The 25275-nt window shown below is 55.4% G+C and carries 9 protein-coding genes; 1 reads left to right on the top strand and 8 read right to left on the bottom strand.

Translation table 11 applies throughout. The features are described from left to right. Positions 1–70 precede the first annotated feature (70 nt). The 7 genes from ABC336_RS23165 to ABC336_RS23135 all read right to left on the bottom strand — a co-directional run bounded on the left by ABC336_RS23165 (position 71) and on the right by ABC336_RS23135 (position 22763). Positions 71–4690, bottom strand: a complete 4620-nt coding sequence (locus tag ABC336_RS23165; protein ID WP_413242582.1) for an S-layer homology domain-containing protein — start codon at positions 4688–4690, stop codon at positions 71–73. Between the two features lie 48 nt (positions 4691–4738). Beyond that, entirely contained in the window at positions 4739–13126 is an 8388-nt protein-coding gene (locus tag ABC336_RS23160; RefSeq protein ID WP_413240896.1) for a CBM96 family carbohydrate-binding protein, read from the bottom strand. Positions 13127–13274: 148 nt separating this feature from the next. Beyond that, positions 13275–14645 carry an ABC transporter substrate-binding protein gene (locus ABC336_RS23155; RefSeq protein ID WP_413240895.1) on the bottom strand — a complete coding sequence of 457 codons (1371 nt, stop codon included), beginning with the start codon at positions 14643–14645 and terminating at the stop codon, positions 13275–13277. Positions 14646–14754: 109 nt separating this feature from the next. Then, the gene (locus ABC336_RS23150; protein ID WP_413240894.1) at positions 14755–15819 is read right to left on the bottom strand and encodes a response regulator; all 1065 of its coding nucleotides are present in this window, start codon (positions 15817–15819) and stop codon (positions 14755–14757) included. Beyond that, positions 15797–17584 carry a sensor histidine kinase gene (locus ABC336_RS23145; RefSeq protein WP_413240893.1) on the bottom strand — a complete coding sequence of 596 codons (1788 nt, stop codon included), beginning with the start codon at positions 17582–17584 and terminating at the stop codon, positions 15797–15799. Before ABC336_RS23145 ends, ABC336_RS23150 begins: the two co-directional genes overlap by 23 nt. Before the next feature lie 38 nt (positions 17585–17622). Further along, complete coding sequence (locus ABC336_RS23140; RefSeq protein ID WP_413240892.1) at positions 17623–21141, bottom strand: CBM96 family carbohydrate-binding protein; 3519 nt, start codon at positions 21139–21141, stop codon at positions 17623–17625. 107 nt (positions 21142–21248) lie between these two features. Beyond that, a complete protein-coding gene (locus tag ABC336_RS23135) occupies positions 21249–22763 on the bottom strand; it encodes a sulfatase family protein (protein WP_413240891.1) in 1515 nt (504 codons plus the stop codon). A gap of 124 nt (positions 22764–22887) precedes the next feature. Here ABC336_RS23135 and ABC336_RS23130 point away from each other — a divergent pair, with 124 nt between their 5' ends. Further along, complete coding sequence (locus ABC336_RS23130; RefSeq protein ID WP_413240890.1) at positions 22888–23787, top strand: AraC family transcriptional regulator; 900 nt, start codon at positions 22888–22890, stop codon at positions 23785–23787. A gap of 20 nt (positions 23788–23807) precedes the next feature. Here ABC336_RS23130 and ABC336_RS23125 read toward each other — a convergent pair whose 3' ends face one another. Then, the gene (locus tag ABC336_RS23125; RefSeq protein WP_413240889.1) at positions 23808–25271 is read right to left on the bottom strand and encodes a sulfatase family protein; all 1464 of its coding nucleotides are present in this window, start codon (positions 25269–25271) and stop codon (positions 23808–23810) included. Positions 25272–25275: the final 4 nt, after the last annotated feature.

The raw sequence follows: 25275 nt of genomic DNA, 5'->3' as shown, positions 1-25275 counted from the left end.
GGAGAGAGAGTTGTCTTGCAAAGAAAAAAAGACGTCTGCGCCCGGGCAGACGTCCTCATAAGATACATACTTAATCCATGAATTGGATATGTTGTAGTATCCGCTTTATCATTGTTGCCGCTTGCGCTCTTGTGGCATATGCCTGAGGCAATAATTGTTGACTGGAAGTCCCTAGAATAATATTGTGCGACAGACAAAAATGCATCGCTTCTCTTGCCCAAGGCATAACTGTGTTCCAGTCCAAGAATCTTTCGTCATAAAGACCACCTTTATCAAGCGACTCCTTGTTGAGCCTCATACTTGCCCTGTGCAGCATCACAGCCATTTGCTCCCGAGTAATGTAGCCGTCAGGCTCAAAGCTTGCCCCTCCGGTACCTTCTACTAATTTTGCGTTTACGGCTGCTCCGATTGCACCTGCATACCAGCTGCCTTGGTGGACATCATCGAAAGTTGACGAATAAGGTTCGATAAGGCCCAATGCTCTGGTCAGCAGCACCGCGAATTCTGCGCGCGTCATATTCCGGTTTGGAGCGAACTCCGTTGAACTGACACCCTTTATAAGCAATTTGGAAGCCATCATTTCGATATCTGCCCTTGCCCAATGATCCGTAAGATCGTTAAAACTTTTATCTGAAGCGACAATGGTATACAAACTGTTGCCCTGACTCCTGAGCACCGCTTTTACACCCTCGTGTTCATTTTGAAAAATAGTCGGAATGAACTTTAGTTCCATCGATTCATCATCCAGTTGAACACCTGTCAGATTGCTTGTATCTTCTGCACTGGTCAAACCAATCCGTATCTCTACGTATTCGTCTTTAAAATAACGGAGATCCATCTCCGCTCCATTAGCTCCTTGTGCTGTAAGGCGGTATGATAAAGGTGGTGTGAGCAAAGCAGCGCCTTGGTTTCTTGCTGCCTCTTGCCATGTACGGCTTTGGGCTTCCGTAAGCTGCTGTACATGCAAGATGACGGAAAGCTCTTCCGGCTCAGCCTTTAAACGGTTGGCTGTATGGTGGATAGACAGCGCACGCAGGGGAAAGGCGTAGCTTATCGTCTCTGCTTCCAATACGACCTGCACATCCTCAAATGTGTGTTCTTGTTCAGCCAGAAGACCAATTGGAATTTCGATCTGCACGTCCTCCATCAGCCCATCCCATTCCACGACTAAAGCGCGTCGTTCTGATTGCATAACCTCTAATGCAGCTACAGCGGCAAGAAATGCCTCGTGTGTTATGCTAACCAGTTGAGCAGTTGATCCGTCCGCTCGGGTGGAGTTGTGAAGGATGGTGCCAGATTTGCTTATTTTCACTTCTCCATCAAGCACATGAATTAGCGGGTCTCCGTTGCTCTCAACCATTTGTATTGGAAAGTAAGAATTCTGCACACTGCCTCCCGGAAGTCCATCCCGACGATACAGATTCAATATACTGCTTGCCTTGATGAAGCTCGTGTGGCCATTAATGATTTCCTTCACGTAATACCAGGAATCGGTAGCATAATGGTGCTCACCCCAAGTAGCGAAGTTAGCCATGAGCACATTTGACGAATTATTCACCTCTACAATTCCCCGTCCTGGCTCCATCTGCGCCAACCCTGCATAACCGATAATCGTAATATCAGTTGAATCATCAATCCCTATCGAGATGGGCCATGGCCCGCCCGTCCAGTTGCTTGGATTAAGAATAGTCTCGCTCTTAAGAGAATAGATCGTCACATTCGAAGCATTCGAGATCTCTGCCATTCTTGGTGCCTGGTGATATTGATTATGCAGCATATAGAAGGTGAGCGGCTCTGAAGTTCCTTCAATCAGCAACTGCCTGGAGTGATCGTTCTTGGAGTCTGCCGCAATCATGCCTAGCGTGTTGTACCAACGTCCCCCTCCGTTACCTGTAATCACTGTCCGGCGAAGCGGATGTGGCGGATTTGGAAGCTCCACCGAATCCAAAGGATGCATGTACACCCACACGTCACGCACGATCGAATGTCTGCCCGCCATCCACTTAATCGCTTGAATGTGATGACTAGAATTCCGCAACAAAATCTTAAAGTTTGACATGGAGGTGCTCGCCGAAGCATCGTCTGGGGTGATAATAACAGGGGTCTCCTCAGCTTCACTCCACGTGCCCGGATCGATTAGTGTAATATGTCTGGCCACGCCAAACAACATCGTATTTGCCCGTAACCTTAATGTATCACTGACATTATAGACGCCTCTTGGCAGAAACACCTTGCTTCCCGCATCTATAGCTGCCTGTATCGCAGCAGTGTCGTCAGAGACCCCGTCGCCTTTTGCGTTGTAGGGAGCCTGCTTTACATTAATCACATCAACATCCAAAGGCCGAAAGTACGTTTCTGGGACAATGTGTTTTGAGATTATATCCACTGGCGGCTCTGTTGCAGAAATCTGCTGCTCATAGACCGTTTCGTTGGAATAGGTGCCGTTAATCAGCTTGGACGGATCGGAGTAATTCGTGCTATAGGCATATTCATCTACGACTGTCCAGCTCGACGGCTGTACGATCTCATGAATTGTGCCTTCTTCTGCATGAGACGCTAATCGTTCGGCATGCTTGATATAGACATTCTTCATATAGATGGATCGGTCCGTATTCTCGATCACGGTATCCTCGTTGCTGTCGCCTGTTAATTCGATTATTCCGTCTACAAGCGAAATATTACCTGCTGATTCTGCTGCGCCTAATGCATCAGTCTCATCTTTGGCTAATGAAAACACCGGTCCCTCTTCTTTTCTGATCTCAAAACCAACGATCGTAAGCGGTGTCCATTTCGTGTAGTAAATGGCTAGGTTCGTCTGGTCATTTAATGTCAATCCGGTAATAAGCGGAATCGGCTGTCCCCAAGGGGCATAGATACCATATTTGCCGCCGTCTACTGCAAGATTCGTGATACTGCCGCCGCTGCCCAGTAATTCATATACTCCGGCGAACGCGCCGTATGCTGAGATATGCACATCCGTAATGGCGCTTCCCTCTGCCCCGCGATGGCGGATAGCCACAGCACCGGAATTGCCCGTGCCCAAATCGAAGTCAATACCACGAATTACTTGATTGTAGTTCTCGTTCGCCTTTTGACCAGCTGCATTTCCTGGCCAGGCGACATTCTCATGCCAGAAATAAAATATCGGCTTGATCGATGCCGGCTGAACCGCATTGCCCTCCGGCTTGGAATCGTCCTGAAAGCCAGCAGCGTTGTCAGCCAGTTTAATCAGTGGACGTGATCCCCGCGTGTCCCCTATCAGCACATGACCCTGCCGTTTCCTGTTGTCAAAAGTAGCAAGGTCTTGCTTCAGATGAAGAGTGTCGCTTACCAGATAGGTACCGCTGGGAAAGAAAACTGCCATATTGTATTGGAATGCCCGTTCAATGGTTTGTCGAATACTTGCGGTGGCGTCAAGTTGACCACTCGGATCCGCGCCATATAAGGTTACATCCAAATAACCCATTTGAGCTAATTCATTATGAATATCAACCTCTGGAGGAAGCGTATCGTAACCAATGGTCGCCGTAGTAAAAGTCAGCGTATCCTCAGTATCCGGTTGAATCCCCTCTGCGCTCTCTACAGATGTAGTAATAGTGACGCCATATGTCGTACCGTGCTCCAGATGACTGTCTAGTAGCAACATATAGGATGTGGGAGTTCTCTCATAGCTTGCGTATTCGATGTCTTCCGCAGCTCCAGCTGTTCCTAGCTTCTTCAATTGAATAGTATCGGGGTTCAAGCTGTCCAAAACCATCTGCTCGTTGAATTGCAACACAATATGTCCCAGATGGACATCTACCTCTTGATCATGTCTTGAGGGCGAACTTTCAATAACTTGAGGCACCATTCCTTCTACAAGAATAAAATCCGCCGAATCCACATCTTCGGTATCTATTGAAATGGATAAAGTTTGCGGTAGATATCCTTGTTTTGCAGCTTTTACAATATAGTTTCCTTCCAGATAGCTGTCAGCAAAACGATATGCTCCCTGGTTATCCGAAATCGTGGAGCTAAGAAGAGCTTGGGGAGCCGTACTTCGGTATAGCGATAGCTCCGCACCCGTTAACGCTTGGCCATCTGCTGTCGCTACAGTACCGCTCACGGAGTAAAGCGGCGCATCGATAACCAATTTCAATTTTGGTCTCAAATCCGGCTTTTCCGGATAGGTATCCCACATTTCTCTACTATAAATGTTCACATCCTTGGCGTTCCCATTTAATACAGCATCTGTTGAAATATAGAAATCCATTGAAGCGGCTGCCTCATTCTCCTCGATCAAGCGCAGCACATCAACTGTTACTGTTTGATCTTTTGCAGGGAGTGGAGCAAGAACGAGTTCATTGCCAGCGGAGGGGACGACAGCGTCCCCCCAACGAACATTCTCCTCCCAACCGCCCACTGTCGAAGGGACAGCTCTCTGAACGGCTAGACTCCCTCCACTCGGGGCTGAACCGGTATAAGTAGCGGACAATGAAAGCTCTGCTGCGAGAATAGTTGATCCGGCAGGTATTTCATTCAGAGAGAAACGCAGCAAACCGATTTTCAAAGGCTCGCCCGGCCCCCTAGCAACGATGGGGACCATCGCCTTGTTGAGATGATGAATTACTTTGAATGAATGTATCCGCTTCTGGCAATAAGGCTTCCAGCTCAATACCGGTTGGCTGGGCAGCGTAAACGGACTTTTCACTAATTGCAAGAAGAAGGCACGTGATTAATAGCAGACACAGACTCCGCTTCAATGTCCAAGCCCCCCTTCGCTATTCACGTCGTTGATAAACGCCAGCCGTACCATCAGCCGGTACAGCACCGCCGCGGCTTCCGCGCGTGTCGTCGTCTCCCGGGGGGCGAAGCGCCCGTCCGGCATTCCCGTAAGGATGTCCTGACGGGCCAGCGCTGCCACTGCCTCTGCCGCCCACGGCGCGATGGCCTCCGCGTCCCGGAACGACTCATCCCCTGGCGCAGTGTCCGCTGCCTGCCCACCGGCTGCATACCGCTGGGCCCGGTCAGCCAGGACTGCCATCTCCTGCCGCGTCAGCAGCTGATGGGGATGGAACCCGCCATCCGGGTAACCCTGTACCAGCTCCGCAGCCATCGCCCGTGAGACGGGATCGGCGTACCAGGTCCCGTCCGCCACATCGGCAGGCAAGGTACGGCTGTAACCGGAGAGTGCGAGTGCCCGGGTCAGCATCGTCGTGAACTGGGCGCGTGTCAGCGGCTCCCCCGGCGCATAACGGGTTGGCGAGACACCGTTGACGATCTGCTTGGCCGCCAGACGCTGGATTGTAGCATGTGCCCAATGCCCGGTCAGATCCGTGAAGACAGACGCGCCTTCGACCAGGGCGTAGCGGCTGTTGCCCTGCCGTTGGAACCAGACCTGCCGCTCATTGCCGGTGCCGCCGACCACCGTCGGCACCGGCTCCCATTGCCCCGCTTCCGCATGCCACCACATGACGACGGCACGGTCCGGGTCCGGCGGCGCTGCCGCGACGATGGCCCGCTTCACATAGCGGCTGAACTTCTCGATGGGCAAGGACGCTCCCGATGCGTCGGTCGCGGACAAGCTGAACGCCATCGGTTCGCCGATCGGCCGGAGTCCTTGCGCGAGCAGACCATCCCTGGCCTGAGCCGCGTCTGCGTCCGGCAGCGCCGCGATCGTCAGTGTCAGCCTGCTCAAAGCCGGATGCTGCTCGCGCAGCTCCCGGACCACGTCCATCGGCAGCTCATAGATGCCCGTTGCGGCACTCACCCGCAGCAGCGACAGCGCTTGCGCGCTTGCGCGCTCCATGTCGAGAAAGGACTGCACGTCGAGCGCCACCGACACCGCTGCCTCCTCCACGTCGATCAAGCCTACGCCCGGCTCCTGCTCGGATTGGCGTATGACTACACTTTGCTGCGTACCGTCCGGCTGCTCGACCACTGCCGGCCCCGCCCCCGGCTCATCCTGATCCTCAGCATCAGGCTGAGCACTCGGATTCGAATCTTGATTCGGATTCGGGTTCGGATTCGGATTCGGATTTGGCTCAGGCTCGGTCCCCGGATCGGTTGCATTGCCGGTCGTGATGATCTCCAGATAAGGATGATGCGCAGCCGCTTCTTTGGCATGGAAGGTGATCACATTGCCGGATTGCTGACTCTCCTGCAGCACCAGGCTTAGCGGCAGCCCTTGATCGAAGCGCTCCTGCACATAGGCGGTAATATCGAAGCGTTCCCATACGTTAACGCCGCTGGCGCTCGCATTGGCCAGCGACTGTCCGCCTGCAGGCCGGTTGTTCCATGTCAATGCCGACTCCGACCAGTCTGCCCCCGCTGCATCCAGATCCAGCGTAACTGCTGGCCCTTCCGGCTGCATGCCGCTGTTGTATACATTGAACGTCGCACTCTGGATATCACCTGTGATCGAGCTCAAATCGAATTTGAAATATGCGGCTGCGTCGCCATCAGGAGCTGCCGTATCCGTAACCTTCAGCTCCGCGTCAGCGCCATAATTCGTATCCCGCGCATTGGCGGCGCTGCTCACATACGCGTCGTCTGTGGGCAGCAGCTCCAGCTTGGCCGGCGAGACAAAATGCTCGTACTCATACACCCAGGTGCCATTGGAGGTCGCGACATAGACCTGGGGAAGGTTGGGATGGAACGCAAGCACCCATATATCTCTCACCCCGGCCATGCCGGGTACGAGGTGCCAGCTCTCGCCGCCGTCCAGACTCTGGAACATCCCGATGCTCGGCGCCCGGAAACGGTTGTTCCCCCCTGCTACCAGATGAAGCGGATTGTGCGGATTCTGGGCGATATCGAACATCTCCAGCTCGCCATCGGAATCGCGGACGAACCCGTAGGATTCATCCAGGTAGTCGTATGTTTCTCCGTCGAACCGGTAGATGCCATGATCTGTTGCCACCCAGTACCGGTCCGGATCGGCGATGTCCGGCTTGACGCTGCGGACCAGGCTCGTATTCTCCTCGTCGAACAGGCTGTTCACTGTCCATGTTACGCCCCGATCCTCAGAATAATACAACGTATTGCCGTTAACCGCCCATATATGATCGCCGTTGTGCGGCGACACCGCCACTACGTTTTTCTCCCTGATCTGCCAAGTCTGTCCGCCATCTTCGCTGTACCTGGTCCCGGCATAGACGATGCTCGGATGCTGCGGATGGAATGCGATGAGCTTGACATTGTTGCCTTCCGTCCCCGGGATATGCTGCATCGTTTTGCCGCCGTCGAAGCTCTCGGCCAATATCGTATGCACATTCCAATGACCGACATTGAAGATGATATGATCGGGATCAAGCGGATTTCTGGCGATGCTGTGTCCGGTTTTGGCGCCCTCGTAACGGATGGCATCGTCGTAAGTCATCTCGAAGAACATCGGATATACGCCATCCTTGCCGGGATCGATCGACTTGATAATGCCTCTGTCGATATAAGCGATATAGATATTGTGGTCGTCGTTCTCGTCAAATAAAAACCCGCTGGCCCGGTGTCCCGAGAAGCCCGAGCCCGCCTTGAAGAACGTCCTGCCTCCGTCCTCGGATTTGAAAAAGTTCGAGTTGAAGCTGGCCCAGACCAGCTCCGGGTCATGGGGATCGGTCTTCAGCGCATCCGCCCGGAATCCGCGGATGCCCTGAACAAAGCCGACCGTATTGTCGATCGCCGCCCGATGCCAGCTCTCTCCCAGATCGGTGCTGTAGCGGTAAACATCCGGGGTATCGTTGGACATCATATAGAGCATCGGCGTCTCGCCTTCTCCCCGGTATGCGCCAAACATGACCTTGCGCATCTTTCTCGCCTGCGGGATATCGGCCGGCCGGGCGAGCGCAGTCCAGCTGCTGCCGGCATCCTCGCTGCGATAGATCGTATTGTCGATCGCGGCCACCCAGACATCCGGATCATCGGGATGCACTGTGATGCCGTATCCCTCTGCCGAAGGCAGGGTACTGTTGCGGGCCTCCCATGTGACGCCGTCGTCTTCACTCACCAGGATACCATTCTCCTGAGATGCGACGATGATCCTCCCTTGCGCGGCATCCAGCACCATCGCTCCGATGGTATTGCCCGAGAGGCCGAGATACTCCCAGCTCTGCCCTTCGTCTGACGACTTGAAGACGCCGTCCTGATGGGACGCGATATAGACAGGGCGGATGCCGCTTGCGGTGTCCGGCTCGCCGAAATGGATCAGATGCGTGCTGGAATAGCGGTAATAGGACGTATGGAACACTTGCTTCCAGGACCGTCCGCGGTCGACCGACTTCCAGATGCCTGTCTTGTTGTTCATCTCTGTCGGACGCACTTCCCTTGCGGCAGTCGTCGCGACATAGATCACATCGCCGTCATCCGGCGAGATCGCCATATCGACGGTACTGCTGATCTCCAGTCCGTTATTGCTGATCTCGAAGCTCAGCCCGCCGTCCTCGCTGGCGAATACCCCCGTCGTATCGGTCCCCATCATCACATGGCTGGGATCGGAAGGATCAATGGCGAGCGACCAGATGCGCTGCGCCCCGTCCCCGCCCGCCACATTGGCCGCCACCGAATCAGGCGTCGTCATATGCAGGTTCACCCACCACGGCGCATATCGGGTCGTCGTCAGCTCGTCACGGGTCTCAGGAATTGTCGTGAAGGAGACGGTCTCGCCTGCTGCGGCTCTGCCCTCGGCATCCTTGACCGCGTCGGTCACTTCAACCTTGTAAGTCGTCAGATAGGCCAGTCTCTCCGGGAGCTCGATCGTAATCGAAGTCGCGTCGCTCGTGTAATTCGCATACGCAATCTCCTGGTCCTCCTGCAGCAGCTTGACGTTCGCCGGCACGAGCGTGCTCGTATCCATCTCCCGGTCGAAAGTAAGGGTGATCCGTTCCAGATCAAGCGGAAGATGACGCGCACCATTGGCTGGCTCACTCTCCTGCACATACGGCGGCTTCTCCTCCACGAGCAGGACAGGGCGATAATCGGCATTTTCTTTGGTATAAAACGTGATCGCACGATTGTACACCGGATCGCCCTGGACCGCCAGGCTTACGGGCGCCTCGTCAGCTATCTGCTCCCTCACCCAGGACGTCACGTCCAGCTCGATCCACTCCTGAAGCTCGGCGACTGTCGCATTGGACAATGACCGGCCGATGTCGGGCCGATTATTCCAGGTAACCGTCGTCTCGCTCCAGCTATTGTCCGCCACGGCATGGGCGCTGACGGTTGTCGGGCCGACATCCGGGTTCATCTGGTACGGATAGAGCCTCAGCCATGCCCGGTCTGCGCGATGGTCGATCTCCGAAAGGTCGAATTTGAAGTAAGCAATGCGGTCATTGGCATCCCCGGCAGGATTCCTGACGACGGCACGCGGCAGCTGGCCGGTATTGTCGTCCGGACTGGACGCATTGACGAACGCATCGTCCACCGGAAGCAGCTCGGTGCTGGGCAGCGGCTCCATAGGTTCGTTCGGCTCGGGATCGATCCCGGGATCGCTCTCATTGCCGGTAGTGATGATCTCCAGAAACGGATGCTTGCCGTTCGCCTCTTTGGAGTAGAAGAGCACCGCCTTGGCCGCTTCCGTCGTATCCGCGACCGCCAGGCTGATCGTCGTCTCGTTCGCAGCGCGCTGCGAACGGATATACGCGGTGAGATCAAAGCGTTCCCACAGATTGATGTCGCTGACGCTGACGCTGGCCAGCGGCTCCAGCAGGTCGGGCCGGTTATTCCAGGTCACGGTCCCTTCATCCCAGCCGTCGCCCGCCGCGAACACATCGAGCATCACCGAGGGCTCATACGGGTTCATCTGGAAATTATGCAGATTCAAGGCCGCGCTTTGGATCTCGCCTTCAACGCCGCTGATATCGAACTTCAGATAGGTGATTCTGTCGAAGCCCTCCCCTGCAGCATCTCTTGCAAAAAGCCGGTCGGCCGAACCGAAGTTGGTGTTGCGGTCCGCCTCGATGCTGTTCACATAAGCGTCATCCGTAGGCGGAAGGACTGTCCTTGCCGGATCGACGAAGTTCTCATATTCATACACCCATGTGCCGTGCGAGGTGCCCACGTACACGTGGGGAAGACTCGGGTGGAACTCGATTACCCAGATGTCCCTGACGCCGGCCATCCCCGGTACGAGATGCCAGCTGGCCCCGCCATCAAGACTTTCGAACAGCCCCTCGCTTGGCCCGCGGTTCGTGTTGTAGCCCCCGGCTACAAAATGCTGATGGTTATGCGGATTCTGGGCGATCGAGAAGATCTCCATGTTCCCGTCCACATTGGGCACTAGCCCCTGCTGTTCGCCGATAAAGGTATGCGTGCCGTTCTCGAAGCGATAGATGCCATTGTTGGTCGTCACCCAGTAGATCTGCTCCGAGGACAGATCAGCTTCCACCGAGCGGATCGGGATCGTATTGGCGCTGTCGAACACCGGATTCTCCGTCCACGTCGCCCCGGCGTCTGTCGATTCATAGAGGGTCGTCAGATCGCCCGACTGGATCACACCCCAGATGCGATCGCCGTTCAGCGGCGACACGGCCAGCACATTCTGATCGCGGAACTGCCATGTCGCCCCGCCATCCGTACTGAAGCGGGTGCCCGCATAGATGATCTGCGGGTTCTGCGGATGGAACTCCAGCACCTTGATGTTGTTGCCGGCCGTGCCCTCGATATGCGCCATCGTCCGGCCATTGTCGAAGGTCTGCGCAAGGATCGTATGCGTATTCCAGTGCCCGATATTGAAGATCAGATGATCCGGGTCGTTCGGATTCCGCGCGATGCTGTGAACGGTCTTCGCGCCTTCGTAACGGATGGCATTATCCGACGTAAGATCCTCGAACATCGGATAAACGCCGGATTTCCCGGGATCGATCGACTTGGCGATGCCGCGGTCGATGAGCGCGATAAAGATATTGTGCTCATCCTCCTCATCGAAGAGGAAGTCGCTCGCGCGATGACCGGAGTATCCGGAGGCTGCATTCACAAAGGTCTGTCCGCCGTCCGTCGACTTGAACGGATTGGAGCTGAAGGTGGCCCAGATCGTATAAGGGTCGCTGTAATCCGGCTTCATCGCATCGGCAGCGTAGCCCGTGATTCCCTGGGAGAAGCCGTACTGATTGTCGATGACCGGCGTGTTCCAGCTGGCACCGAGATCCGTGCTGTAACGCAGGTTATAGGCGACGTCTTCCGCCTGCACATACAATCTCGGATGCTCGCCGCCGCCCGGAGAGGCTCCGAACATCACTCTGCGCAGCTTCTTCGTCTCATTCATCCCGCTCGGTCTGGGCAGCGCAGTCCACGATGCGCCTGCGTTCTCGCTTCTGTAGGCGGTATTGTCGACTGCCGCTACCCATAGATCGGGATCGTCCGGATGGACGGTGATGCCATAGGCTTCCGTGGAGGGAAGATTGGTGTTCATGGCCTGCCAGGTGGCTCCATCATTCTCGCTAACCATGATCCCGTTCTCGAAGGAAGCTGCGATCAGACGGCCGTTTGCAGGATCGACTGTAAGATCGCCGATCGTCTGACCGGACAACCCCAGGTAATCCCAGCTCTTGCCTTCGTCGACCGATTTGAACACGCCTTCCAGATGTGTCGCTGCATAGATCGGCCTGATCCCCGACGGGGCATCCGGCTCGCCGAACCGGATCAAGTATGCGCTAGGGTATCGATAGTATGGCGTGTGGAGCACATGTCGCCAGGACTGTCCGCGGTCGGTCGTTTTCCAGATGCCGCTGTGGACGGTCGTATTCGTCTTGTCTGCTTCCCTGCCCGCCGTCGTGGCTACGTAAGCGACATCGCCGTCATCCGGAGAGATGGCGATATCTACCGTACCGATAATTTCAAGGCCGCCGCTTCTGATGCTGTAGGAGTCCCCGCCATCTTCACTGTTGTATACGGCGATGGTGTCCGAGCCCAGCATCACATGCTGGCTATTCGAAGGATCGACACCATAGGACCAGACACGCTGCGCCCCTTCGCCGCCTCTCTTCCCGCCCGCCACGGACTCGGGCGTCGTCAAGTGCAGATTCACCCACCATGGCGTATAACGGGTTGTCGTCAACGCATTATCCGTCTCGGGCAGCGTGGTAAAAGAGATGATGCTGGGTTCTTCTATGTAGACCCCTTCTGCATCCCGCACTTGCGCAGTCGCGACGACCTTGTAGATCGTAGCCAAGGACAAAGGCCCAGGCACATGAATCGTGTAGGTGTCTGTTCCGCTGACATCCCCAGTGTAGGATAACGGATTGTCGTTGCCATCCAGCAGCTGAATGGTCGATGGATTCAAGGTTGCAGGATCCATCTCCCGGTCGAATGCAATCTCGATGCTCGGCAGCGACACCGGGACATGCTTCTCCCCGTTCGCTGGCGAGCTGCTCTTGATATAAGGCGGCTCTTCCGTCACCAGCAGGACGGGTCGATGCTCGTTATTCTCCTTCGTGTACATCCGGACAGCCCGGTTTTGCTGTGCGTCATCGAGTACAGCGATGGACAGCATTCCGCCCGGATCGGCATGCTGCCTGACGTAGTCCGTCACATCCAGCTCGATCCATGCGTTCACGGTCTCTGCAGTGGCACTGGACAGCTTGTCTTGCACCTCCGGCCTGTTGTTCCAGGTCAGGCTGCCTTCGCTCCAGCTGTTATCCGCAACAGCGTAAGCGCTTACGGTTGTCGCCAGCTGCTGCGGTGCGATGTCATGGACATACAGACGCAGCACGGCGCGATCCGCCCGGACCTCTGCCATGCTGAGATCAAACTTGTAATAAGCGATCTTGTCATTCATGTTGCCGGGCACATCGCGCACGATTGTACGGATCGCGCTGCCGAAGCTTTGATCAGGCAACACTCCGTCGGCATAGGAATCCTCAACCGGCGTTAATGCTGCGCTTGGCAGTGCCGCAAGCTCGTAGACAGCTTCTGCACCTGCACCTGTATCGGCGTCGACATCAGCATCAGCACCAGCATCGGCATCCGCAGTGTCTTCGGCTTCCGCTTCATTTTCTGCTGCTGCATCGTCCTCGCCACCGGCTTCTGTCTCCATCTGCTCCTGTTCAATCTCTTGCACCGTCTCTGACTCTGGCAAGGCATACACCACATTGCCTGCGATCAATAACAGCACCAGCATCATGATCAGCGCTCTTGATAACGGTTTCATTTTCGTCATAGTCATCATCCCCTTCCTTGGCATTACTGCGATTATAGCCAATGAGAAAGGGGATGGACCATGTCGGCTGGCGATGGAGTTGTCCTCCATAGAATAGGATGCGCAGGATTCCTGATGATGCCGCTTGGACGCGGCATCATCAGGATAGCTAATCCTTTCGGTACAGCTCTTCGTCAATCGCGCCGTCTTGAACGGCCTTGTTGTAGGCTTCAGTGTAGGTGTCCGAAACGGCCTCTAGCGTTTCTATGATCGGCTGATCCGTCAATATCAACTCGATAATGGTATCCTGATAGCTTTTCCCTTGAATTTTTAGAAACCCTGTGGGGTCGCCGGGAAATTGTCTGTCCAGCTCAGCTGGAATAAAATATTTGAATTGCTCTACGCCTTCAGGCATGCTCTCCTCGGTTGCGGCAGCTGGATGAAGCGAGTTGAGCAGCCCTTGCTTCTGCAAGGATTGGGAGACTTGCTCGCCCAGCAGGTACTCCAGCAGAACGCCGACCTCCTGCGGATGCTTCGTATCGGCCGAGACCGACCAGGGCTGGCCGGCATTGGAGATGTGCTGCAGTGCCTCTTTTCCATCCTCTACGGGGATGTGAGCCGCTGCCCAGTCAACAGTCGTATTGAACTGTTCGTTCAAGGTCGCGATGTCCCAGGAAGCCCCCATGTACATCCCTATCTTTCCTTCCGCGAACGCTGAGCGCATCGGGTCATTATCCAATGTCGATGCTCCGGGATACGCCCACTTGTTGCTTACGATCTCGCGCATCACCTCGATCACCGGCGCATACTTTGCCGTCTCGTACACCTGTTCCGAGCGGTTGAACAATCCCTTCTTCGTCAAGTTCAGATCGGTCGCCAGGACCAGCGGATCGATATGCCAATCCATAAACCCGCTCCACTTCATCGGCAATCCGAGACCGAAGTATTCCCCATTGCCTGCCTCCGATATTGCTTGGGCATATGCCTTCAATTCACTGAAGGTTGCAGGCGGCTGCTCAGGATCGAGCCCCGCTTCCCGGAACAGGTCCTTATTATACACCAGCCGGATCGTCACAGCGCTTGTTGAGGCTGCATACAGCTGATCGTTGAAGATTGTGCTGCCTTTTCTGCCGTGCGGTTTATAGATCGCAAGCGTTTCTTCGCTCAGAATGTCATCTAGCGGGAGCAGAAACCCTGCCTGGTACAATTTTTCGGGACCATTTACGACAAAAAGGTCAGGCCCTTGTCTGGACTGAAAGGCCAACCGTACAGTATCCTCATAGCTGTCAGAGCCCTGATGCACGAGATTGGCTTGAATATCCGTGTGCTCGCTGTTGAAATCATCGATCAGCTTCCGCACAGCATCCCCCATGCCCCCGCCTTTATCCCAGACTGTAAGCGTGACAGGTGTATTGCGTTGCTGATTTCCCGCTCCCTCGGGGTCTCCCGCCCCGTTTTGTCCGCATCCGCTCATGATAACCGCCGCCGTCAAACTGCACAGCGCAAGCTTGAGCAGTCTCGATTTGTAATTCCTCTGCATATCCCTGAAACCCCTTCCATATCATTTTTGATGTTGGAGCAGCTGCAGATTCAGCTTACTGGAACGGCTTGTGAAAGTACATGTGCATCAACTCTTCATTTGTCTTCTCTTAACTGATGTCGCCGCCGGGATCCGACTGAAACTTTTCCCTGTATTCCTGAGGCGCTAGCCCGAACCTTTTTTTGAACAGTTTGGAGAAATGGGGATAATCGGAAAACCCGCACACCTCTGCCAGTTGTCCAATCCGCAGCTCCCTGCCCGAGAGCAGAAGCTGCCTGGCCTTGTGCAGTCTTAATTCATTTAAATAATGCGTATACGGCTGGTTTACGATCTCCCGGAACATTTTACTTAGATAAGCAGCGGACACTCCGGCACGGTCTGCCAGCAGACGGATGTTCAGCTCCTGATTGCCAAAGTCGCGATCGATTTCCTGAAGTACAAAGTCGACGATGCGCTTATTTCGCGGCACCCGTTTCCCGGCTATTTCGTCAATCAGTCGGGTTAACTCCTGTTGCCATTCTTCGATCAACTCTCCCGGAGTGGAACCTTCCAACGGACTTGAATTGATCCTGACCACACTTGAATAACCAGCCAACAGCTCAGTCTGTATCGTCAGTCTTACGATCCCCATGGCCTGCCTCATGTCATGGAAGCGTTGAAAGTTCGTGCGGCAGTACTCTCTCCAATAGGCAATGAGGTTCCGGACCTCCTCTGCATTTTCTGCCAGCACATGCTTTACAATCGCCATAGCCAGCTCTTTGATATCCTTTAATTGCGCCACCTCGATTCCATCAAGCCAGCGCGTCGGGTTTTTGGATAATACGGCTTGCACCATCTGATTGATCTTCACTTGATTGACTGGCTTGACGATGTAATCCGCCACCCCGGATTTCAACGCTTTTTGGGCATATTCGAAGTCAGCGTAACCCGTCAGCACTACGCTGACCATCTCTGGCCCGTGTGCCGCAGCCCGCTCGATCAGCTCCAATCCATTCATAACCGGCATTCGAATATCGGCGATGAGCAGGTCCGGCGGGTCCTGTTCGATCAGCTTCAAAGCTTCTTTGCCGTTTTTCGCCATGGCTATAACCTGGATGGAAGGATGGCTTTTTTCCAGCAGTACTTTGACCCCTTGGCGGATAATATCCTCGTCATCCACGATCATCACTTTCATCCGGATTCTCCCCCGTATCATGTGAGATTATCTTTGTCTTCCGCGGCACCCGCAAGAGTATTCTGAGCCCGCCCGCTGCGGATGGTTGCAGTTCCAGACCGTACGGGGCGCCAAAGTAAAGCCTGATTCTCTGATGAACATTTAACAGGCCGATCCCCTGAGCAGGCACGGACAGCTCCGCGCCTAGCGGCGAACCCCGCCGGAACAACCGATTAAATCGTTCTCTTTCTTTCGCTTCCATGCCTTCACCGTTGTCTTCTACGTACAAGAGGCAGTCCTCTCCCGATGCTTCGACTCTGATATTGAGCCAATACGACCGTTCCCCTTGAAAAGCATGCATAAACGCATTCTCGATCAGCGGCTGCAAGGACAGTTTTACCACGGAACAATACTTGAGCCGCTCGGGCAGATCTACTCTTACGTCGATCTCCGGGTATCTCTCCAACTGGATATCAATATACACACGGGCGTGCTCGATCTCTTCGATCAAAGGGACGAGCGCCTCATGACCTTCGGTTGAATATCGAAAAAAGTCGGCCAATGCTCTGCTCATATTACTGATGCTCGGGATATCGTGAATTATCGCATGGCAGTTGATCGCTTCAAGCGTGTTGTAAAGAAAATGGGGATTGATTTGACTTTGCAGCGCCTTTATAGTCGCTTCTTTTTGTTTCAGCTCCGCTTCCAGCTTCTCCATTTTGAAGACATAGACCTGCTGGATAAGCTCGGAAAGCCGGTTGGTCATTTTGTTGAAGCCTCGTCCCAGCCTGCCGATCTCATCCTTGTATAACACCGGCATCTGGACTTCAAAATCTCCTACCTCCACGCGTTTCATCAGCGTCTGCAATCGCCTCAAAGGCCTGATCAGCGTCAGGGACAAGATGCCGGCCAGGATGAATGAAGCCAGCAGGACGCTTAGGATGGCAAATCGGTTCAAATTGCGCGATTGCACTGCTTTTTCATAAATCGCCGCCTTATCCAGACTTACCTGCAGCGAGAACCCGGACTTCTCTAGCACGCTGCTGTAGCTGATCCACTCCTGCTTGTGTTCCCCTTCACCGGGATCCGATGCGTAGATGATATGGCCCTGGGCGTCCAGCAGGCTGATCCGCAGATGGGGACTCGCCAAATGACGAAAGGCCTCTTCAAACATGAAGGGGCTTAACCGGACAACGAAAATACCATCCTGACCCGAAATATCGTACATCCCCATCGCAATCTGAACCGCCGGCAATGGCTGCTCGCGGGTAAACAAAATCTCCGTTGACGGCGGCAGCCACATCTCCCGGGATTGATCCTGAAAGTAGCGATACCACTGTTGATCCCGGTAATCCACACCTGGGATAAAGCGGAGATCGTAATCCATGAAGAAAACATCAGGCTTAAAGAAAAACGATGAGGTGATATCTCCTCCGTAGCGATGACGAAAAGCAGACAGCATATCCGCTGCCTGCTTCATATCTTCCGTTAACTGGGAGGAACTGGTCTGCGCTTCGAGAAGAAAGACGCCATTGCCCGAGTAGGTAATAAACTGAAACATGTCTTTGACGATCTGGTCCAGATAATGATCCAGATTCAAGGTCGATTGGGCCACGCTGTTGCGTGTCTGCTCGAGCTCCAGGTTCAACAAAACGGACCGGTAATAATGTTGATAAAGCAGGGAGATCGTTACAATCCCCAAAACGGAGACGAACGATATCGTCAAAAACAGCTTGGTGAAAAAGGATCGGTTCATCATGAGCAGCTTCAATTTGTACCAGATCAAGCGGCATCCTCCCTTGCTCGCGCAGCTGCATAGCGCATTTACGGATTCTCTTCCTCGTTGGTTGTGATAATCTCCAGGTAAGGCATGCCAAATGACGCCTCTCTCGCATGCAGGGTGACCGCCTTGCCTGATGCCGTCAGATCACGGATCGCAAAGCTCGCAGCTTCCTGTTGCGATAGCTGTGCTCTTACATACTCGGTAACGTCGAACCTCTCCCAAACCTGCGAAGCGCTCGCACTGGCGCTCGCTAGCGCATCAAGGAGCTGTGGACGCCCGTTCCAGACAAGGCCGCTTTCGGTCCAACTGGCTGCCGTGGAGAAGACATCCAGCATCAAAGAAGGCTCATACGGCGTCATTTGACTGTTGTATACACCAAGTACTGCGCTTTCAATCGTACCGGTAATTCCTTGCAAATCAAACTTAAGATAAGCGATTCGCTCATGATTGGACACAGGGTCGTTGTCTACGGTCAGGGTTTCCGCCGCGCCGCTATTCGAGTCGGGATTAGCTTCATCCGCAGTCGTGTCATCCGTGGGAGCAAGCACAATGCGGGCGGGATGTTCAAAATGCTCATACTCATATACCCACGTTCCATGGGAAGTGGCCGCATATACTTGGGCGAGTGCGGGATGAAACGCTACTTTCCATATATCCCGAACGCCCTTCATCCCGGGAATCAGATGCCAATGCTCTCCTCCATCCCGACTTTCAAACAAACCAGCTGTGGGACCCAGGTTCGTGTTATAGCCCCCTGCAACATAGTGCTGATGATCCACTGGGTTTTGGGCGACAGAAAAGATCTCGAGTCCGCCATCTACATCCGGGACCAGTCCATGCTCGCGGCCGATGTGGGTCATATTTGCACCATCAAATTTGTAGATCCCTTCATTCGTCGCAACCCAGTACTGTTCTTCGCTTGTCAGATCGGCCGTCACGGAACGGATGGGGATCGTGTTGAATTCGTCAAATAAAGCATGGGTTTGCCATGTGTATCCTTTGTCCCGCGATTCGAACAATGTAAAATAATCCTCTGTCCGTTGAACAGCCCATACATGATCGCCATTCACCGGAGATACTGCGACGACATTTTTGTCCCTGATCTGCCACGTGACGCCGCCGTCCTCGCTGTAGCGGGTACCGGCATAGATGATGAGCGGTTCCTGCGGGTGGAAGGCAAGCGTCTTTATATTATTGCCCGCCGTCCCCGGGATGTGTTCCATCGTCTTCCCGTTGTCGAAGGACTGCGCCAGAATGGTATGCGTGTTCCAGTGACCCACATTGAAGATGATATGATCGGGATCCAGTGGGTTTCTGGCAATACTGTGAGCACTCTTGGCTCCTTCGTAACGAATCGCTTCATCATGCGTGAGATCAAGAAACATCGGATATACGCCGTCTTTTTCGGGATTGACCGATTTGGCAAGCCCCCGGTCGATAAAGGCGATGAAAATATTGTGCGGATCGGATTCGTCAAATAGAAAGTCGCTTGCCCGATGACCGGAGTATCCTGACGACGAATTAAAGAAGGTTTGTCCACCGTCTGTCGATTTGAACGGATTGGAATTAAAGGTTGCCCATACCGTATACGGATCTTGATGATCCGGCTTCAGGGCGTCTGGCGCATAGCCCGTAATGCCTTGAGTAAAACCGATCGAATTATCTATGACCGGACGGATCCAGTTCATGCCCAGATCCGTACTGAAACGCACATTATGGGCGACATTTTCACCGACAAGATACAGTCTTGGGGGTTCAATACTGCCGGTAGATGCCCCGAACAGCACTTTTCTTATTTTTTTGTCCAGAGCAAACCCGGACGGTCTCGGGAGCCCTGTCCATGTCTGTCCCGCGTCCTCGCTCTTATAGGCCCGGTTGTCCACAGCAGCTACCCAGTAATCGGCATTATCAGGATGCACAGTGATCCCGTAGGCTTCTGTCAGGTGCAAGCCCGTATTGGCCGTGCTCCAGCTCTGTCCGCCGTCATAACTGACCTGTATTCCAGTTTCCAGAGAAGCAGCGATCATAAATTGTTCATCCGGACTCACATAAAAATCGCCAATGGTATTGCCGGAGAGCCCCAGATACTCCCAACTCATACCTTCGTCCTCCGACTTGAATACTCCTTCCTGATGCGTTGCAACGTAGACAGGTCGCGATGAGGTCTGAGGAGACAGTGCCCCGAAACGAATCATGTAGCCGCTGGGATACCGGTAATACGGCGCGTGTAACACATGACGCCATGTCTCTCCGCGGTCCGTAGTCTTCCAGATGCCGCTGTGCACCGTGACATGGGTCTTGTCTGATTCTTTGCCTGCTGTCATCGCTGCATAGGCAACCTCGCTATCGTCAGGAGAGATCGCAATATCGACGGTTCCGATAATCTCCAGTCCTTCTCCGCTGATCTGATAGGAAAGTCCCCCGTCTTCGCTGCTGTAGATGGCCGTTGTGTCCGTGCCAAGCATGACATGATCGGAGTTGGTCGGGTCAATCCCGTAGGACCAGACTCTTTGGGCGCCGTCTCCGCCCTTGATCCCGGCTGCCACGGCATCCATCGTCGTAAGGTGAAGGTTGACGAGCCAAGGCGTATAGCGGGTAACGGTCAACGCGTCCGTCGCCTCGGGCATCGTCATGAAGCTGATCTCCTGATCATCCGCGATGGCGCCGCCTTCTGCATCCTTAACAGTACCGGATAGGACTTTTACCTTGTATGGGGTCAAGTATGCGAGCTTGTCGGGCACCGAGAAGGTGTATTGCTCGTTGTCGACTGTAAAGTCAGTATAAGGCAAGACGGTCTCGCCGTCTCCTTCCAGAAGCAATACACTTGCCGGATCCAAAGTAGACATGTCCATCGGACGGTCGAAGTCAAGCGTGATGCGAAGGTCCGATACGTTGACATGGCGCTCGCCATTGGCCGGGGTACTGCTCATGACGTAAGCAGGCTCCTCCTGAATGCGCAGGACGGGCTTGAACGCAGGGCTTTCCTTAGAACTCAAGCGAACGGCCCGGTTATGCTGCTGATCGTCCATGACAGCGATCGAGACATAGCCGGAAGCTGACATGCCCGCTTTGACATGCGAGGTCACATCCAGCTCGATCCATGTATTGCTTGCCGTTGCAGTCGTACCTGACAGCTTGCCTGAGACTGCAGGCCTGTTGTTCCAGGTCAAGGTATGCTCGCTCCAGCTGTTATCCTCGACTTCGTAAGCGCTTACGTTCGTCGCAAGAGGATCAGGCGTAATCCCTTCTACATACAAACGCAAGAGCGCCCGATCGCTCCGTATAGTCACATCGCCGACATCGAATTTGTAATACGCAATCTTGTCATTCATCTGACCAGGTACATCTCTGACAATTGTGCGGATCGCACTGCCAAAATTCTGATCGGGCGAGACGCCATCCGCATACGTATCATCGACCGGAACCAGCTCGACAAAGTCCTGCCCGGCATTCGCCTCCGGCTGCATCGGAATAATGCTTGCTGTCCCTTCCAGAACAAGCAGCATGACCAATATAACGACTATTGCCTTCACCCGGGAAAAGCTTCGAAAGAAAACCATCTACCATCCTCCTCTGTCTGTAATAGTCCGAGTATAAAACAGAGGAAGAGGATCGAACATGTCAGATGGAAATTAAGTTGTGCTGCCGCAAACAACCTCTACCTGGCTTACGCATGCGCAATCCGCGGCATCGGCAGCGGCTCCTTGCCCAGCTCCGCCCATGCGTATCTCAGCAGCAGCTCTGTCTTCAGCATCTGATGGTCCGGGCTGTCCCACAGGTTGCGGAGCTCGCCGGGGTCTTCCAGCAGATCGAAGAGCTCGCCATAGACTTGATTGTAATACAGCGTCAGCTTGTACCGCTCCTCGATGTAGGACTTCTGGTGAATCGTCCGCTCGGTATGCCGGAATTCGCAGATCGCATGATCGCGGGCAGACGCCGACAGCCCCCGCCACACTTGCTTCTGGCTAACGCCGGTCATCGAGCGCGGAATCTGCAGGCCGCAGCAATCCAGAAACGTCGGCGCCAGATCGACGAGCGACTGGATCGCGTCGGACGTGCGGCCGGCAGGGACATGACCGGGGTGGCGGACGATGAACGGCAGCTTCAGCAGGTCCTCGTAGTGAAAGCCTCCCTTGGCTTGCAGACCGTGCTGCCCGAAGAAATGTCCGTGATCGGTCGTAAACACGACGATTGTCTCCTCCGTCAGGCCAAGCGAGTCCAGCCGGTCCAGGATGCGGCCGATATATTTGTCCATCAGACTGATCATGCCGTAATAGGTGGCGACCAGCCGCTCCCGGTCCTCCTCCCCGTACATCGCCGTGTGAGAGCGGTAGCCGTGGATCGCGAACTCGTCCTCGCGATAGGCCGAGAAGTCCGGTTCTGGCAGCTGCGTCATCGCGAAGTGCGGCGGGTTGGCTTCATGCTCGCCAGGCGTCAGCTTCGGGATCGTCAGCTTGCGGGGATCGTACATCGTATCCCAGGGCTCCGGCACCAGGTAGTCCGGATGCGGGTCGAAGAAGCTGGCCCAGAGGAAGAACGGCTGACCGTCATCCGCGCATTGCTCCAGTTGAGCGTTGGTCCTCTCGGCGATCCAGGCATTATAATGGTATGCCTCGGGGATCGGCCACGTATGCTTCACAGCCGGGTCCATCGTACCGGTAGGGGGCAGGAAGTAGTCCCTCCAGTTCAGACAGCCCTGCTCTTCCAGCCAGAGCGCATAGTGCTGACCGACATGAGCTTCGTTGGTATGGTTGCGGGCCAGCTCCACATGATCAAAGCCGTAGAACCGTTCGTCGAATTGCCGCCAGTAGTCCAGATCCTGCAGCAGCGGATAGGCCTCCAGCGAAGGATACGCCGCGGTCGAGACGAGCGGCTGGAAGTGCGCCTTGCCGATCAAGGCGGTACGGTACCCCGCATCCGCAAAATCCTCGCCTACCGTATGCACGCCCTCCATCAGCTTGGTGCCCAGCGTCCATGCCCCGTGCTGGCTCGGATACATGCCTGTGATGATCGAGGCCCTTGTCGGTGTACAGGTCGGATTGGGACAGTAGGCCCGGGTAAAGGTCGTCCCCTCGCTCGCAAGCCGGTCCAGGCTTGGCGTCTTGATCTCGGGGTTGAACGCCCCGATGGTGTTCCAGTGCTGCTGATCGCTTGTAATTAACAAAATGTTGGGCTTTTTCATGGTCCGCCTCCCGCTTGTCTCGTGATCGATATAGATTTATTATAGCTTTACAGAGACAAAACGAAATTGCCGGATGTACGGATTATTTGTCTATAAGTCGGATGATGAACGGAGGAGGGATACATTGCCGCATCTGTCTGAATCGAGAATCGAACACGCGCAAGTTCATTATTTCGATCCGGGTCCGTTCGAGAGGAAGAGCGGGCTGTGGTGCATCCGCATGGGGACCAACCGGGCCAAGCCTCTCTACAGCGTAGGACCGCGGACGATCGAGTGCTACGGTCTGCATCTGGTACTCGAAGGCCGCCTGACGCTCCGATACGGGGATCTTCAGGCGGAGCTCCAGGCAGGCGATGCGTTCTGCCTCTATCCGGGGCACACGTATCAGTACGGACGTACAGTCCCCCGTCCAACTGCCTCCGGCCCGCCTGCAGCCGCTCAGGCGGAAGCTCCGCTGCGCCTGTTCTGGATTTCCTTCGACGGCCCGCAAGCCGCCGAGCTTCTAAGCGCCATCGGGATGAGCAGCCGCTTGCCGTACCGCCGCGACTGCTTCCCGGCTTCGCTCCAGCCCGCGCTCCAACAGCTGCTCGCATCGGCTGCGGGAGAAGCGGCCGCATCCATCGGACGGTCGATGCAGCTGCAGGCCGAGCTCTATACGGTTCTCGCCGCCTTGCTGCCGGCAGCGCCGGCGCATCCTCCGTCAGAACCTGCCGATTGGTTCGAACGCTGCCTCGCCTTCATGGAGCAGCACTGCACAGAGGAGATCACGATCCGGGAGATCGCCGAGCATATCCCGGTCCACCGCTCTCATCTGCACGAGACCTTCATAAGCCGGATGGGCTGCAGCCCGGGGCATTACCTGCAGTCGCTGCGGATGGACAAAGCAAAGGACATGCTGCGCAATTCCTCCCGCAGCATGTCCGATATCGCTCACTCCGTAGGCTATGCCAGCCTCTACTCGTTCGCCAGAGCCTTCAGCCGGGTCGTCGGCTGCCCGCCCGGCGCTTACCGCCGGGGCGGCTAGGCCGGCCCGAATGGCCTGCATCAGAACCGCCGATCCTCCTGGAAGGGGACCGCATCGGCGGTCTCGAGATAGAAGGTCAGCAGCCGCTCCTTCATAGCCAGCGCGACCTCGGCCAGTGCCGGGTCGTCGATCCGGTTGCGCAGCTCCTGCGGATCGCTCTCCAGATCGTAGAGCTCATCGGTCTCGTAGAGCCGCCGGATATACTTGTAGCGCTTCGACCGGCACATGACCGCCTTCCCGTGCTCGGCACTGTCCAGCTGCTGCAGACTGAGACGCGGCCAATAGAGCGAATCCGTCGTCTCCAGACTCTGCGACTCCTTGCAGTGCGCTTCTTCCCGCAGCCGCCCGCCCTCGCAGAAGACGGCATCGCGGTGCTCTGCCGTCTCCCCGGCGATGACCGGCAGCAGCGACCGGCCGTAATGCGTATGCTCCGGCACGATCCCCAGCAGCGCCTCGACCGTGGCCGGGAAGTCGATCAGCTCGACGAGCGCGTCGCTGACGCCAGCCTTCACCGGTACGTCCCGGGGCGGCTTCACGATGAAGGGGACGCGGGTGAGGCAGTCCTCAAACGTATTCTGCGTCTTCTCCACCAGGCCGTAATCGCCGGTAAAATCTCCGTGATCGGAGAAGACGAATACGGCTGTATCCTCATACAATCCTTGCTCCTTCAGCGCCTTCATGAGCAGCCCGAACTGATGATCCACACGCGAGCACATACCGTAGTATACCGCTCTCAGCTCGTTCCATTGCGCCTCGGTCCAGCCTTGCAGACCTTGTCTGTCGCTGAGTCCCTTGAGCAGGGACGGCTTGGCTGTCCAGTCCGGAGTGCCGGCACGGGCAGGCACCGCCTGCCGGTCGACCAGCTCGTAGAAGGGCGACTCCACCCCATATGGCGGATGCGGGTACCCGAGCGCCAGATAGAGACAAAGCGGCTGATCCGCAGGCGCGTCCCGGAGCTGCTCGATCGCCCCCATCACGGTCGCCCAGTCGCCATCTTCATAATACGGCGCATCTGCATCCTTCTCCAGTTTCCCTGCCAAGAAAGAGTAGTACTGATCGCCTCCCGGCTCTCCCCGCCAGGAGGTATCTGCATGCAGATCCGCCTTGACTGGCGGCTTCGGCGGCTTGTACTTCACATCGCAATAATCGTCGAACCCGCCGCTCGGCGGCACCAGATCGTTCTTGCCGCCCCACCAGACGAAGTATCCTTCCTGCTTGAGCCGCTTCAGCAGCACTGGCTCATCCGGACGCATCATGTGATGCATCGTCCGGTGGCCGCGCACATGCGGGTACCAGCCGCTCATGAAGGAGCAGCGGCTGGGCGTGCAGACCGGATTCTGGCAGAAGGCGTTGCGGAACGAAACGGCGTCGGTCTGGACGATCCGGTCCAGGTGAGGCGTCACGGCGGCGCGGTTGCCCATATGACCAAGCACGTCTCCGCGCCACTGATCCGGATTAAAGATAATCAGATGCGGTTTTTTCATAATA

This window comes from Paenibacillus jepli (genome assembly GCF_047238105.1).
Taxonomy (GTDB): Bacteria; Bacillota; Bacilli; order Paenibacillales; family Paenibacillaceae; genus Paenibacillus_D.
Note: the sequence above shows the minus strand (reverse complement) of the source record. Positions and strands in the feature narration are given on the sequence as shown.

Excerpts from the sequence above, each read along its gene's own strand:
- ABC336_RS23160 (WP_413240896.1), bottom strand. The coding sequence starts at position 13,126 with ATGACGAAAATGAAACCGTTATCAAGAGCGCTGATCATGATGCTGGTG.
- ABC336_RS23125 (WP_413240889.1), bottom strand. The coding sequence starts at position 25,271 with ATGAAAAAACCGCATCTGATTATCTTTAATCCGGATCAGTGGCGCGGA.
- ABC336_RS23155 (WP_413240895.1), bottom strand. The coding sequence starts at position 14,645 with ATGCAGAGGAATTACAAATCGAGACTGCTCAAGCTTGCGCTGTGCAGT.
- ABC336_RS23140 (WP_413240892.1), bottom strand. The coding sequence starts at position 21,141 with ATGGTTTTCTTTCGAAGCTTTTCCCGGGTGAAGGCAATAGTCGTTATA.
- ABC336_RS23150 (WP_413240894.1), bottom strand. The coding sequence starts at position 15,819 with ATGAAAGTGATGATCGTGGATGACGAGGATATTATCCGCCAAGGGGTC.
- ABC336_RS23135 (WP_413240891.1), bottom strand. The coding sequence starts at position 22,763 with ATGAAAAAGCCCAACATTTTGTTAATTACAAGCGATCAGCAGCACTGG.